Consider the following 13,499-nt stretch of genomic DNA (forward strand, 5'->3'; position numbering starts at 1 on the left):
CGACCCTGTCATCCCACCCGCCCACCGCCTCCTGGAACAGGCCTGTGACATCACGGTGACGTGAGAACCGGGGGCGAGCGGAGAGACTCGACAGTACGTGCACGACCGTGAGGGATGAGATGTCTCGACTGAGCCGCGACAAGAAGCGGGACCACCAGCGGGGGGCCGCCCCGATCGACGTCCACGTCCCCCTGGCGGGTGAGTCGGCGACGGTGGCCGGAACACCGGTCACCGCGCCGCCCGGCGAGGAACTCCACCAGACCGTCCTGACCCACCTCCACGACCTCGCCCGCACCAGCGGCCACCCCGTCCACGCCACGATCCACGACGCCCGCATCGGCTATGTGGTCCCGCTGGAAGTCGCGACGGACGGCGCCAGCCGCTTCACGGCGGAGCCGGTGCGGATGGCTCCGCGGGGGCCCGCCGAGCAGGGGGACCGTCCGGAGCCGTCCGGCGAGGGTGAGGAGCCGGTGGTGCGGCCCTGGCCGCCCGCTGCCCCCGCCGCCCCGGAGGGCACCGGCTATGTGGTCCCCCTCGATGTAGCGCCGAGCGCCGGCCGCTTCACGGCGGAGCCGGTACGGAAGGCCTCGCAGGGGCCCGCCGAGCAGGGGGACCGTCCGGAGCCGTCCGGCGCGGGCGAGGAGCCGGTGGCGCGGCCCTGGCCGCCCGCTGCCCCCGCCGCCCCGCACGAGCGGCCCACCCGTCTCCTGCGGCGACTCGACGACCCCGCGCAGGACCCCGCCCCCGCCTTCCGGCCGCCGAACCCGCCCGAGCCGCAGCCGACGGACACCGAAGCGCCCCCGACCCAGGTCCTGCGGAAGCTGCCGGACCCGCAGGCCACCGGCCCGGCTCCGGCTCAGGCCCCCGGGACGGTCGTACCCCCGACGGGCGAGTTCGGCCCACCGCCCGTGATGGACTCGATCCCGTCCTCCACCCCGGCCCCGCAGCCACCCACCGACCTCGCCTGCACGTCCGGGCCCCTGCCGCCGACCGGCCCTGTCCGGACACCGTCCGGGCCGCAGTCCGGTCCGGTCCACACCCCCGCGACGCCGGCGTCGGGCACCCCTGCGTCGCCTCCTCCGTCCGACCCCGGCCCTGGTCGCGAGGCCGAGGCCGAGCCCGCGCCCACACCCATGCCGACGTCCGGTTTCGCCGCCGTCGTGCCCCAGCCGCTGCCGTCGGCCGCGCCCGCCCCGCGGACCACCGCGCCCCTCATCGATCCGGTCCCGCTCCTGGACGACCCCGGCCGCGAGCCGACCCCCGTGCGGGGGTTCGACGCCGTGGCCGAGGCCCTCCTGGGGGAGGGTCTGGTGGTCGAGGAGAGCGCGGTGCTCGCGGAACCGGTCGGCCGGATCAGCGAGGCCGTACGGGAGGGGCGGACCGACGTGGCCGCGGAGCTGGCGGAGCAGGTGGTCGGCGAGGCGTCCGAGACCCTGGGCGCCGAGCACCCCGACGTGCTGCGGGTGCGTGAACTCGCCGCGTACATCGCCTACTTGGGCGGAGAGCCGGTCCAGGCCGCGGAGATCTCCCTCGACCTGGCCGGCATCCTCCACCGCGCCGGGGACGCCGAGGCGGCCTACGGCAACGTGCAGAGCGCGGCCACCGCGTGGAAGGCCGTACGGGATCCGCTGCGCGGCCTGGCCCTCGGGCGCGAACTGCTCACCCTGTGGACGGAAATGGCCGCCGGGGAGGGCCCGGCGGCCGAGGACCTGGACAAGCTGGAGTCGGCCCGCACCCGGATGCTGCGCCTCGCGGAACGCGCCCGGAAGGCCGATCAGTAGCCGGGGGCCCGTTCAAGTAGCCGGGAGGGCCGTTCAGTAGCCGGGAGGGCCCGTTACCGCGACAGCTCCCACACCGCGTACGCCACCGCGTCGCTGTTGCGGTCCAGGGCCGTGTCGTTGATGTTGGCCGTGGTGTCGCACGACGAGTGGTAGCAGCGGTCGAAGGCCAGCCCCGAGGTACCGCCCCACTTGGCGGCCTGCGCCGCCGTCTTGACGTAGTCGGCGCCACTGAACAGGCCGCCCACCGGCACGCCCGCGTTCTTGAACGGCGCGTGGTCGGAGCGGCCGTCGCCCTCGGTCTCGATCTCGGTCGGGACGCCGAGGCCGGCGTAGTACGTCTTGAAGGTCTTCTCGATGGCCGGGTCGTCGTCGTAGACGAAGTAGCCGGGGTTCGGCGAGCCGATCATGTCGAAGTTGAGGTAGCCGCTGATCCGCGAACGGTCCGTGGTGGACAGGCGGTTGACGTAGTACCGGGAGCCGACCAGGCCCAGCTCCTCGGCGCCCCACCACGCGAACCGGAGGTGCTTGGCGGGGTGGTAGCCGGCCCGTGACACGGCGAGCGCGGTCTCCAGGACGGCCGCCGAACCGGACCCGTTGTCGTTGATGCCGGCGCCCGCGGTCACGCTGTCGAGGTGCGAGCCGGCCATGACCACCTGGCCGGTGTCGCCGCCCGGCCAGTCGGCGATCAGGTTGTAGCCGGTGCGTCCGGAGGACGTGAACTGCTGGACCGTGGTGGTGAATCCGGCGGCGTCCAGCTTGGCCTTCACATAGTCGAGCGAGGCCTTGTAGCCGGCGCGGCCGTGCGCGCGGTTGCCGCCGTTGGCGGTGGCGATGGACTGGAGCTGGGTCAGGTGCGCCTTCACGTTGGCCACCGGGATGTCCGGGGCCGCGGCCACCGCGGGCTGTCCCGCGGGGGCCGCGCCGGCTATGGATCCGCCGGCCAGGAGGGAGACGGTGGCGACGACGGCGGTGGCCGTGACGCGTCCGGGAACCGAGAGCTTCATGTGGGGGGCTCCGAATTCCGTGGGAACCCCTGAAGTCACAGGGATTCCACAGCGAATGGGTGCCTGGATCGTGAAGCTGAGGTTGACTCACCGTCAAGGGCGGAATCCGGTCAGCCCGTTCGTATAGCGGACCCCTGGGCCCGCCCGCGCTCACTGCACGCAGAACTCGTTCCCCTCAGGGTCCGCCATCACGACCCACTCGCCGCCCCTCTCCCTCACCTCGCGCAGCACGCTCGCCCCGAGCTCCGTCAGCCGCTCGACCTCGGCCGCCCGCCGCCCCTCCGGCGCGTGCACGTCCAGATGGAGCCGGTTCTTGACGGTCTTCGCCTCCGGCACCCGCTGGAACAGCAGCCGCCGCCCCAGCCCGGTCCCGGTGTCCTTGTCGTACGGGTCGTCGGGATGCCGTACGGCCACCAGGTCCCGGAAGGCCAGCCGCGCGTGGTACTCCACGGTCGCCTCGCGCGGCAGCGCGCCGAGCTCCAGCAGCCGCTGGATCAGGGCGTCGTTGTCCTCGGTCTCGTAGTGCAGCGCGGCGGCCCAGAAGTCGGCCTGGGCGTGCGGGTCGCCGGCGTCGACGACCAGTTTCCAGTGCAGGGGTGCGGGTGCGGTCTGCGTCATGGAGCCACTTATAGCGGCGAAAGAGGTCACGTGCCGTCCTAAAGGGCGCGGTCGCCGAGTCCGAGCAGGGCTCCGCTTCGAGCGGGCTGCCGCATACGGCGACCCCGTACGGCCCGGCGGTGGGGATCTCGGCGGTGGGATCTAGACGGTTGGGATCGGCGGTTGGGATCGGCGGTCGGAGCTCGGCGGCGGGATCTAGGCGGTCGTGAGCTCGGCGGCGGGATCTCGGCGGTGGGATCTCGGCCGTTGGGATCGGCGGTCGGGGCTCGGCGGTCGGGAGCTCCGTGGTTGGGATCGGCGGTCGGGAGCTCTGCGATCGGTTCCTGCGGCGCTCGCGATCCACGGCGATCGGGATCCACGGCGCTCGGTATCCGCGGCGATCGGGATCAGAGGGCGACCGCGGTCTACGGCCGGGCGGCGGGCGAGTCCAGCGGCTCCGGCTCCGCACCCGAGGCCAGGCTCTCCGCCTTCCGTACGGGGCCGACCGTGCCTGTGGGCATGGTGGTGCCGGGCCTGCCGATCTCCCTCCTGTGCGTCCGCGCGGTGCGCAGGGCGTCCCAGGTGAGCAGCGTCAGCGCCAGCCAGACCAGCGCGAACCCGGCCCAGCGCTCGGGCGGCATGGCCTCGTGGAAGTAGAAGATGCCGAGCAGGAACTGGAAGACCGGGGCCAGGTACTGGAGCAGTCCCAGCGTGGACAGCGGCACCCGGATCGCGGCGGCGCCGAAGCAGACCAGGGGGAGCGCGGTGACCACGCCGGTCGAGGCGAGCAGGGCCGCGTGCCCCGGGCCCTCCGCGGCGAAGCTGAGGTCACCCCGGCTGCTCAGCCACAGCAGATACGCGAGGGCGGGCAGGAACTGGATCGCGGTCTCGGCGGCCAGCGACTCGACTCCGCCCAGGTTGACCTTCTTCTTGACCAGGCCGTAGGTGGCGAAGGAGAAGGCGAGCGTGAGGGAGATCCACGGCGGTCGCCCGTACCCGACGGTGAGGACGACCACCGCGGCGGCGCCGATCCCGACCGCCAGCCACTGCACGCGCCGCAAGCGCTCCTTCAGCAGCAGGACGCCCATCGCGATGGTGACCAGCGGATTGATGAAGTACCCGAGCGAGGCCTCGACCACATGGCCGCTGTTGACGGCCCAGATGTAGACGCCCCAGTTCACGGTGATGACGGCGGCGGCCACGGTGACGAGCGCCAGCCTGCGGGGCTGCCGCAGCAGCTCACCGGCCCAGGCCCAGCGCCGTACGACGACGAGCGCGACGGCCACGAAGACCAGCGACCACACCATCCGGTGGGCGAGGATCTCGGCGGCTCCGGCCGGCTTGAGCAGGGGCCAGAACAGGGGCACGAGCCCCCACATCCCGTACGCGGCGAAGCCGTTCAGCAGACCTATGTGCCGCTCGCCTCTCGACTTCACGGGCTCTCCTCCTCGCACTGTGCTCGCCTGCACGAAGGTAACGCCGAGCACCCCCGACTGTCATGCCCGTATCGCCATACGGTCATGACAGTCGGGGGTGGGGCGCCCAGGGCCCGCCGGGGGAGTGTCAGCCCTTGAGCGCGGCCTCGATGGAAGCGGCGATCGGAGTGGCGGGACGGCCGGTCAGCCGGGCCAGGTCGCCGGAGGAGATGACGAGCTCGCCCTTCTCGATGGAGGCGTCGACACCGGCGAGGATCCCGGCGAAGGGCGCGGGCAGCCCGGCACCGGTCAGGATCTCGATGTAGGCCTCGACGGGGACGGCGTTGTAGACGATCTCCTTGCCGGTCTGCCGGCTCAGCTCGGCCGCGTACTCGGCGAAGCCCCAGGGCTCGTCGCCGCCGAGCTCGTACGTCGTGTTCTCGTGGCCCTCGCCGGTCAGTACGGCGACGGCGGCGGCCGCGTAGTCGGCGCGCGAGGCGGTGGAGACACGGCCGTCACCGGCGGCCTGGACGACCGCGTTGTACTGCAGGACGGGGGCGAGGTTCTCGGTGTAGTTCTCGTTGTACCAGCCGTTGCGCAGCAGCGAGTACGGCAGACCGGAGGCGAGCAGCGCCTTCTCGGTGGCCCGGTGGTCGTCGGCGAGCGCGGCGGTCAGGGCGCCGGGGGCGCTGGTGTACGCGAGGAGCGCCACGCCCGCGGCCTTGGCGGCGTCGATGACGACCTGGTGCTGGGCGGGACGGCCCTTGTCGAACTCGTTGCCGGAGATCAGCAGCACCTTGTCGCCGGCCGCGAAGACGCTGTCGAAGGTCTCGGGGCTGTTGTAGTCGGCGACCGCTATCTTCACGCCCTTGGCCGCGAAGTCGGCGGCCTTCTCCGGGGTGCGGACGACGGCGGTGACCTGCTCGGCCGGAACCTTCTCGAGCAACTGCTCGATGACGTGACGGCCGAGGTTTCCGGTGGCTCCGGTGACGACGATGCTCATGGTGTGCGATCTCCTTGTGGGGTGCGTTGGCACTAACCCTAGAGGAGGCGCTAACTCTGCGAAAGTACCCACTTTGAAGTAAGGTACTGGCATGACGGTAAGTGTTGAGCGGATTCCGGTGGACGCGGCGGCGACGGAGGCGGCGGGCGAGGCGATGTGCCCCCACCGTCTGGTCCTGGAACACGTGACGAGCCGCTGGGGCGTCCTGGTCCTGATCCACCTCCTGGACCGTCCCCACCGCTTCAGCGAGCTCCGCCGGGCGATCGGCCGGGTGAGCGAGAAGATGCTGACCCAGACCCTCCAGACCCTGGAACGCGACGGCCTGGTCCACCGTGACGCCAAGCCGGTGATCCCGCCTCGGGTGGACTATTCGCTGACGGACCTGGGGCGCGAGGCTGCCGAGCAGGTGCGGGGGCTGGCGGAGTGGACCGCGCGGCGGATGGCGGCGGTGCAGGAGGCGCGGGAGGCGTACGACGCGCAGAAGGGGGACGCCGGGCAGGGGTGAACGCGAGCGGCGCGGCCTGACACCTCTTCCTCGTCACCGGTGGAAGTGAACCGACACCCTCCACGTGCCCACGCGTCGGGGGCGTCCCGCGGGGAAAGGGCCCGGAAGCAGAAGTCGCCTCCGGGCCCTCCGTGTGCCGCGCGCCGCTCAGCCCAAGACCGTCCAGGTGTCGCCCCCGGCCAGCAGCGCCCCCAGATCCCCCTTGCCGTTCTGTTCGATCGCCGCGTCGAGCTGATCCGACATCTGCGTGTCGTACACCGGCCGGTCCACCGACCGCAGCACCCCGATCGGCGTGTGGTGCAGCGTGTCCGGGTCGGCCAGGCGGGACAGGGCGAACGCGGTGGTCGGGGAGGCCGCGTGGGCGTCGTGGACGAGGACCTGGTGCTCGTTGTCCGGCGTCACCTGCACCACCTTCAGGTCCCCCGTCGCCGGATCCCGCACGACCCCCTTGGACAGCTCCGCCCCGAAGCGGATCGGCTGCCCGTGCTCCAGGCGGATCACCGCCTCCTCGGCCTGCTGCTTGTCCTTCAACGCCTCGAAGGCACCGTCGTTGAAGATGTTGCAGTTCTGGTAGATCTCGATCAGGGCCGTGCCGGGGTGGGCGGCCGCCTCCCGCAGCACCGACGTGAGGTGCTTGCGGTCCGAGTCCACCGTCCGCGCCACGAAGGACGCCTCCGCGCCGAGGGCGAGGGACACCGGGTTGAACGGGGCGTCCAGGGACCCCATCGGCGTCGACTTCGTGATCTTGCCGACCTCGGAGGTCGGGGAGTACTGCCCCTTCGTGAGGCCGTAGATCCGGTTGTTGAAGAGCAGGATCTTCAGGTTCACGTTCCGGCGCAGGGCGTGGATCAGGTGGTTGCCGCCGATGGACAGGGCGTCACCGTCACCCGTGACCACCCACACCGACAGGTCGCGCCGCGAGGCCGCGAGGCCCGTCGCGATCGCCGGCGCCCGCCCGTGGATGGAGTGCATGCCGTACGTGTTCATGTAGTACGGGAACCGCGACGAGCAGCCGATGCCCGAGACGAAGACGATGTTCTCCTTGGCCAGCCCCAGCTCCGGCATGAAGCCCTGGACGGCCGCGAGGATCGCGTAGTCACCGCAGCCGGGGCACCAGCGGACTTCCTGGTCGCTCTTGAAGTCCTTCATGCTCTGGCGCGCCTCGGCCTTGGGGACGAGTGAGAGTGCCTCGATCGTGCCCGTGCCTTCCGTGGACGTCTCAGCCATCGATGGCCTCCTTCAGAGCCGTGGCGAGCTGTTCGGCCTTGAACGGCATGCCGTTGACCTGGTTGTAGCTGTGCGCGTCGACCAGGTACTTCGCCCGCACCAGAGTGGCGAGCTGCCCGAGGTTCATCTCGGGGATCACGACCTTGTCGTACGCCTTCAGCACCGCGCCCAGGTTGCGCGGGAAGGGGTTGAGGTGGCGCAGATGGGCCTGCGCGATCGACTCACCGGCCGTCCGCAGCCGCCGTACCGCCGCCGTGATGGGCCCGTACGTCGATCCCCAGCCCAGCACCAGCGTGCGCGCCTCGTGCGGATCGTCTACCTCGAGATCCGGTACGTCGATCCCGTCGATCTTGGCCTGGCGGGTGCGGACCATGAAGTCGTGGTTGGCCGGGGCGTAGGAGATGTTGCCCGTCCCGTCCTCCTTCTCGATGCCGCCGATGCGGTGTTCGAGACCGGGTGTGCCGGGAACGGCCCACGGGCGGGCCAGGGTCTGCGGGTCGCGCTTGTACGGCCAGAAGACCTCGGTGCCGTCCTCCAGGGTGTGGTTCGGGCCCTGCGCGAACTGCACGGTCAGGTCCGGGAGTTCGTCGAGCTCGGGGATGCGCCAGGGCTCCGAGCCGTTGGCCAGGTAGCCGTCGGAGAGCAGCATCACCGGGGTGCGGTACGTCAGCGCGATCCGGGCCGCCTCCAGCGCCGCGTCGAAGCAGTCGGCCGGGGTGCGCGGGGCGACGATCGGCACCGGCGCCTCGCCGTTGCGCCCGAACATCGCCTGCAACAGGTCGGCCTGCTCGGTCTTGGTCGGCAGACCGGTCGACGGCCCGCCTCTCTGGATGTCGATCACGAGGAGCGGCAGCTCCAGGGAGACCGCGAGGCCGATGGTCTCCGACTTCAGCGCCACGCCGGGACCGGACGTGGTCGTCACGGCCAGCGAACCGCCGAAGGCGGCCCCCAGCGCCGCGCCGATGCCCGCGATCTCGTCCTCGGCCTGGAAGGTCCGCACGCCGAAGTTCTTGTGCTTGCTCAGCTCGTGCAGGATGTCCGAGGCCGGGGTGATCGGGTACGAGCCCAGGAACAGCGGCAGGTCCGCCTGGCGAGACGCGGCGACCAGCCCGTAGGACAGCGCGAGGTTCCCGGAGATGTTGCGGTAGGTCCCGACCGGGAAGGCCTTCGTCGCCGGGGCGATCTCGTAGGAGACGGCGAAGTCCTCGGTCGTCTCGCCGAAGTTCCAGCCCGCCCGGTAGGCCGCGAGGTTCGCCTCGGCGATCTCCGGCTTCTTCGCGAACTTCGTCCGCAGGAACTTCTCCGTGCCCTCGGTGGGCCGGTGGTACATCCACGACAAGAGGCCGAGCGCGAACATGTTCTTGCTGCGCTCGGCCTCCTTGCGACTGAGGTCGAAATCCTTGAGGGCCTCGACGGTCAGCGTGGTCAGGGGGACCGGATGAAGGCTGTAACCGTCGAGCGATCCATCCTCCAGCGGCGAGGCCGCGTACCCCACTTTCTGCATCGCCCGTTTGGTGAACTCGTCCGTGTTGACGATGATCTCCGCACCCCGCGGCAGATCGGCGATGTTGGCCTTGAGAGCGGCCGGGTTCATGGCCACCAGCACGTTCGGCGCGTCGCCCGGCGTGAGGATGTCGTGGTCGGCGAAGTGGAGCTGGAAGGAGGAGACACCCGGCAGGGTTCCGGCAGGGGCCCGGATCTCGGCGGGGAAGTTGGGAAGGGTGGACAGGTCGTTGCCGAAGGACGCGGTCTCCGAGGTGAAACGGTCCCCGGTGAGCTGCATCCCGTCACCGGAGTCGCCCGCGAAACGAATGATCACCCGGTCGAGGCGGCGGACGTCCTTCGCGCCGGCCCCTTTGCGCTGCTCTCCCACGACGGCTTCGTCGGCCTGCTCCGCTGGGCTGCTGACCTGACTGGTCACTGAACTGGACCTCCCTCTGGGCGGCTGTTCGGGAGCGGCCTTCCCGCAGGCCTTCCCAGGATCAACCCTACGACCGCAAGGGTCGCCTTCCCTCGGCCATTCGCATGATGGACGTGGATTTGAGACGGTACGACGCCCTGACTTGTCACCATTTGCTCGCCCCCCGGCGCTTTCCTCGAAGACGCTCCCTCGTCGTGCTCTGGTTCTCGGTCCGTCCTGATCGTCTGGACCGATCGTCGTCTGGCGCGGTGTCGGACGATCAGGAGTTCAGGTAGGTCAGCACCGCCAGCACCCGCCGGTGGTCCCCGTCGCTCGGTGACAGCCCGAGCTTCGAGAAGATGTTGCTGACATGCTTCTCCACGGCCCCGTCGCTCACGACGAGCTGCCGCGCGATCGCCGAATTGGTACGCCCCTCGGCCATCAGTCCCAGGACCTCCCGCTCCCGGGGCGTGAGATGGGCGAGCACATCCTGCTTACGGCTGCGCCCCAGCAGCTGGGCGACCACCTCGGGGTCGAGGGCCGTGCCGCCCTCGGCCACCCGCACCACCGCGTCCACGAACTCACGCACCTCCGCGACCCGGTCCTTGAGCAGGTACCCCACCCCGCGACTGGACCCGGCCAGCAACTCGGTGGCGTACCGCTCCTCCACGTACTGCGACAGTACGAGTACCCCGAGTCCGGGATGTGCCTTGCGCAGTTGTACGGCGGCTCGCACGCCCTCGTCCGTGTGCGTCGGAGGCATCCGCACATCGGCGACCACGACGTCGGGCAGCTCGCCCCCGGCGTCCAGCTCGGCGATGGTCTTGATCAGTGCCTCCCCGTCGCCCACCCCGGCCACGACGTCGTGCCCGCGGTCGGTCAGCAACCGGGTCAGGCCCTCCCTCAGCAGCACTGAATCCTCGGCGATGACCACCCGCACCCTGTCCTCCACGACTCTCGGCCCCCCAGCCCACTGCCTGCCCACCCGCTGGACAAGTCCAGCATTCCAGCATTCGGATGCGGAGGGGCGCGGGCAACGGGATTAGGGGGCCGCAGATACGAACAAAGGCCCGAGAACGGCGGCTGGACCACGAAATCCAGCCACGTCTTGGTGCCGGGCTCAGGCGAAGTCAGCCCGTCCGGCGTTGGTCAGCCCGTCCGGCGTTCGAGGACGAGGCCCCTTCAGGGCTGGTGGGGGTCTGGGGGGGCGCAGCCCCCAGGGGCCGGCCGGCCGGGGTCGAAGGGGTGGCAGCCCCTGGGGAGGAGACGGGTAGGGGCGGCGGGGCGAAAACCCCCACCGCCCGCTCACACCCGCCGGCTCAAACGCCCCGGCTCAAACGCGCCCCGTCATACCCGCTCCCCCCGCCACGGCAACTCCGCCGTCACCCGGGTAGGCCCCCCGACCGGCGAATCCACCACCAGGATCCCGTCCACCGCGTCCAACCGCTCCGCAAGACCCGCCAGCCCCGACCCGCCGGACACATCGGCCCCACCCACACCGTTGTCCACGACCTGGAGCAGAAGCCGGTCCTCCACCCGCCACACATCCACCCCGGCCCACGTCGCCCGAGAGTGCTTGCTGATGTTCTGGAGCAGCTCGGAGACGGTGAAGTACGCGATCCCCTCGATCGCCGGCGCCGGCCGCGACGGCAGATCCACCTCCACCTGCACCGGCACCGTGCACCGGGAAGCCACCGCCGACAGCGCCGCGTCCAGCCCCCGGTCGGTCAGCACCGCCGGATGGATGCCCCGCGCCAGATCCCGCAGTTCCTGAAGCGCCGTCTTCACCTCACCGTGCGCCTCGTCCACCATCCGAGCCGCCGCCTGCGGATCCTCCGAGAGCTTCTCCTTCGCCAGCCCCAGATCCATCGCCAGCGCCACCAGCCGGGCCTGCGCACCATCGTGCAGATCACGCTCGATCCGACGCAGATCCGCAGCGGCCGTGTCCACCACGACCCCCCGGTCCGACTCCAGCTCCACCACCCGCGCCGACAGCCGGGTCGGCCCCAGCAGCCCGTGCACCATCACCCGGTCCACCGTCGTCAGCGCCCGTACGATCCACGGCGTGGCCAGCGTGAACAACAGTCCCACCAGCGCGGTCACGCCGATCTCGAACGGGTTGTCCAGATAGACGTGGTGGGTCTCGTCACCGTAGAGCTGGAGCCCGTCCTGACCGACGTAGGCCGGGAAGACCCAGAACCACAGCGGATACGTCAGCAGCGCCCAGCCGTACACCCAGAAGTTCACGGCGACGACGAACGAGAACAGGGCCCACGGCAGGTGCACCACGGAGTACAGCAGCGTCCGCCAGGACGTGCCGCTCTTGAGGACCGCCCCGATCCACGCCATGAAGCCGGACTTCCGCATCCTGAGCGGTTCCGGATCGCCGATCTCGAGACCCAGCAGACCCCGCGCCCGGGCCCGCTCCAGCGCTCCGAGCCCCCGGCACCCGGCGAGCCCGGCCGCGAAGACCGGGATCCCCAGGAAGGTCACGAGGAGGCCGGCCCCCAGCGAGATCATCGTGATGGCGTAGGTGAACATCAGGACACTGATCGGCAGGCTCAGCAGCACATAGCCGAACTCCCGCCACGTCCGCCCCTCGAACGGCGCCCGCAGTCCGGCCGGCACCCGGTGCCGCCGTACCGCCTCGGGGAACCCGAGCCCACTGTCGTACCCGTAGTCCGTGGCCATCGACGTCGTCCTTCTTCTCTCGTCCCGCGCCTGTGGTGTCGTACCTCCACCCTGCTGGGCCGCAGCTCAGCGGACCATGGAGGCCGTCGGCCTCTTGGAAGGGGGGTTTTCCCTACCTCCTGTCCGCGGCCCGGTCCCGCCACGGCAGCTCCGCAGTGACGACCGTCGGGCCGCCCGGCGGCGAGTCGATGACGAACAGCCCGTCGACCGCGTCGAGACGCTCCGCGAGCCCGCGCATACCGGTGCCGCCGTCGAGCCGGGCGCCGCCGCGGCCGTCGTCCCACACCTGGATGAGCAGCCGGTCCTCCGACCGCCACACGTCGACGGAGGCCGACCGCGCCCCGCTGTGCTTGCTGACGTTCTGGAGCAGCTCGGAGACGGTGAAGTACGCGATCCCCTCGATCGCCGCGACCGGCCGCGCGTCGAGGTCGGCGGTCACCTTCACCGGCACCGTGCAGCGCGAGGCCACCGACGAGAGGGCGGCGTCGAGCCCGCGGTCGGTCAGGACGGCCGGATGGATGCCCCGAGCCAGGTCCCGCAGCTCCTGAAGCGCCAGCTTCACCTCGCCGTGCGCCTCCTCGACCATCGCCTGCGCGTACTCCGGGTCCTCCAGGAGCTTCTCCTTCGCGAGGCCGAGCCCCATGGCCAGGTTGACGAGCCGGGCCTGCGCCCCGTCGTGCAGGTCCCGCTCGATGCGGCGCAGGTCGGAGGCGGCCGCGTCGACCACGACCCCCCGGTCCGACTCCAGTTCGGCGATACGGCGTTCCAGCTCGTCGGAGGGCGACAGCAGACCGCGCACCATCGCCCGGTCGACGTTGGCGAGGCCCCGCGCGATGAACGGCAGCACCGGCCACAGCACGAACAGCGACGTCAACGTGATGGTGAAGGTGAGCACCCCCCACGGCAGCCGGATGAAGTCGTACAGCGCGGTCCGCCAGCCCACGGGGTCCTTCACCCCCAGCCACAGCTGCGCGAAGAAGCCGTTGCCGCCGTTCTTGGCGCGCCACGGCAGGGGGCTCGGCTCGTCCACCCGCACACCGAGCAGCGCCCGGGCGCGCGCCCGCTCCAGCTTGCCGAGTTGCCGCGCGCCCAGCAGACCCGCCGCGAGCAGCGGGAACCCGATCACCGTGACGGTCATCCAGAAGCCGATGGACAGCACTGTCACGACGTAGGTGAAGCCGAGGAGGGACACCGGAAGGTTCGCCAGGAGATGTGCGATCTCCTTCCAGGTGTGCGCGTCGTAGGCGAGACGTGCCGGCGGCGGCCGGCCGTCGTCGGATGTGCCGTCTCTGCCGCTGATCACGGCACGGCTCGGGGACGAGTGGCGTTCGGTCATACGGGTTAGCGTGCCGGGCGAGACCGCCGCGCGCCATGAG

At 71.0% G+C, this 13,499-nt stretch carries 11 protein-coding genes; 2 read left to right on the forward strand and 9 right to left on the reverse strand.

Annotated elements, in window-relative coordinates; translation table 11 throughout:
* Positions 1–119 precede the first annotated feature (119 nt).
* Positions 120–1,781: a hypothetical protein gene (locus tag ABZ098_RS06635; protein ID WP_356587940.1), complete on the forward strand. Its 1,662-nt coding sequence runs from the start codon at positions 120–122 to the stop codon at positions 1,779–1,781.
* Positions 1,782–1,834: 53 nt separating this feature from the next.
* Here the strand turns inward: ABZ098_RS06635 and ABZ098_RS06640 are convergent, their stop codons facing one another.
* From ABZ098_RS06640 to ABZ098_RS06655, 4 genes are all read right to left on the reverse strand, one after another.
* Complete coding sequence (locus tag ABZ098_RS06640) at positions 1,835–2,785, reverse strand: M28 family metallopeptidase (protein WP_356587942.1); 951 nt, start codon at positions 2,783–2,785, stop codon at positions 1,835–1,837.
* 150 nt (positions 2,786–2,935) lie between these two features.
* Positions 2,936–3,403: a VOC family protein gene (locus ABZ098_RS06645; protein WP_356587944.1), complete on the reverse strand. Its 468-nt coding sequence runs from the start codon at positions 3,401–3,403 to the stop codon at positions 2,936–2,938.
* Positions 3,404–3,807: 404 nt separating this feature from the next.
* A complete protein-coding gene (gene rarD / locus ABZ098_RS06650; RefSeq protein ID WP_356587946.1) occupies positions 3,808–4,818 on the reverse strand; it encodes an EamA family transporter RarD in 1,011 nt (336 codons plus the stop codon).
* Positions 4,819–4,945: 127 nt separating this feature from the next.
* Positions 4,946–5,800, reverse strand: a complete 855-nt coding sequence (locus tag ABZ098_RS06655; protein ID WP_356587948.1) for an SDR family oxidoreductase — start codon at positions 5,798–5,800, stop codon at positions 4,946–4,948.
* A gap of 91 nt (positions 5,801–5,891) precedes the next feature.
* On the opposite strand from ABZ098_RS06655, the gene ABZ098_RS06660 reads away from it, so the two are divergent.
* A complete protein-coding gene (locus tag ABZ098_RS06660; RefSeq protein ID WP_356587950.1) occupies positions 5,892–6,305 on the forward strand; it encodes a helix-turn-helix domain-containing protein in 414 nt (137 codons plus the stop codon).
* 147 nt (positions 6,306–6,452) lie between these two features.
* On the opposite strand, the gene ABZ098_RS06665 is transcribed toward ABZ098_RS06660, so the two are convergent.
* The 5 genes from ABZ098_RS06665 to ABZ098_RS06685 all read right to left on the reverse strand — a co-directional run bounded on the left by ABZ098_RS06665 (position 6,453) and on the right by ABZ098_RS06685 (position 13,459).
* On the reverse strand, positions 6,453–7,532 hold the full coding sequence (locus ABZ098_RS06665; RefSeq protein ID WP_356587952.1) for a 2-oxoacid:ferredoxin oxidoreductase subunit beta: 1,080 nt from the start codon (positions 7,530–7,532) through the stop codon (positions 6,453–6,455).
* The gene (locus ABZ098_RS06670; protein ID WP_356587954.1) at positions 7,525–9,453 is read right to left on the reverse strand and encodes a 2-oxoacid:acceptor oxidoreductase subunit alpha; all 1,929 of its coding nucleotides are present in this window, start codon (positions 9,451–9,453) and stop codon (positions 7,525–7,527) included. Before ABZ098_RS06670 ends, ABZ098_RS06665 begins: the two co-directional genes overlap by 8 nt.
* A 259-nt stretch (positions 9,454–9,712) precedes the next feature.
* Entirely contained in the window at positions 9,713–10,384 is a 672-nt protein-coding gene (locus ABZ098_RS06675) for a response regulator transcription factor (RefSeq protein WP_356587956.1), read from the reverse strand.
* A gap of 395 nt (positions 10,385–10,779) precedes the next feature.
* Positions 10,780–12,123 carry a sensor domain-containing protein gene (locus ABZ098_RS06680; protein WP_356587958.1) on the reverse strand — a complete coding sequence of 448 codons (1,344 nt, stop codon included), beginning with the start codon at positions 12,121–12,123 and terminating at the stop codon, positions 10,780–10,782.
* Positions 12,124–12,235: 112 nt separating this feature from the next.
* A complete protein-coding gene (locus ABZ098_RS06685; protein WP_356587960.1) occupies positions 12,236–13,459 on the reverse strand; it encodes a sensor domain-containing protein in 1,224 nt (407 codons plus the stop codon).
* Between the last annotated feature and the right edge of the window lie 40 nt (positions 13,460–13,499).

Source organism: Streptomyces sp. NPDC006335 (assembly GCF_040612795.1).
Lineage (GTDB): Bacteria > Actinomycetota > Actinomycetes > Streptomycetales > Streptomycetaceae > Streptomyces.

What these genes read in the sequence shown, in the direction of transcription:
- ABZ098_RS06635 (WP_356587940.1), top strand. Translation starts at nt 120, where the DNA reads ATGTCTCGACTGAGCCGCGACAAGAAGCGGGACCACCAGCGGGGGGCC.
- ABZ098_RS06640 (WP_356587942.1), bottom strand. Translation starts at nt 2,785, where the DNA reads ATGAAGCTCTCGGTTCCCGGACGCGTCACGGCCACCGCCGTCGTCGCC.
- ABZ098_RS06645 (WP_356587944.1), bottom strand. Translation starts at nt 3,403, where the DNA reads ATGACGCAGACCGCACCCGCACCCCTGCACTGGAAACTGGTCGTCGAC.
- ABZ098_RS06655 (WP_356587948.1), bottom strand. Translation starts at nt 5,800, where the DNA reads ATGAGCATCGTCGTCACCGGAGCCACCGGAAACCTCGGCCGTCACGTC.
- ABZ098_RS06660 (WP_356587950.1), top strand. Translation starts at nt 5,892, where the DNA reads ATGACGGTAAGTGTTGAGCGGATTCCGGTGGACGCGGCGGCGACGGAG.
- ABZ098_RS06665 (WP_356587952.1), bottom strand. Translation starts at nt 7,532, where the DNA reads ATGGCTGAGACGTCCACGGAAGGCACGGGCACGATCGAGGCACTCTCA.
- ABZ098_RS06680 (WP_356587958.1), bottom strand. Translation starts at nt 12,123, where the DNA reads ATGGCCACGGACTACGGGTACGACAGTGGGCTCGGGTTCCCCGAGGCG.
- ABZ098_RS06685 (WP_356587960.1), bottom strand. Translation starts at nt 13,459, where the DNA reads ATGACCGAACGCCACTCGTCCCCGAGCCGTGCCGTGATCAGCGGCAGA.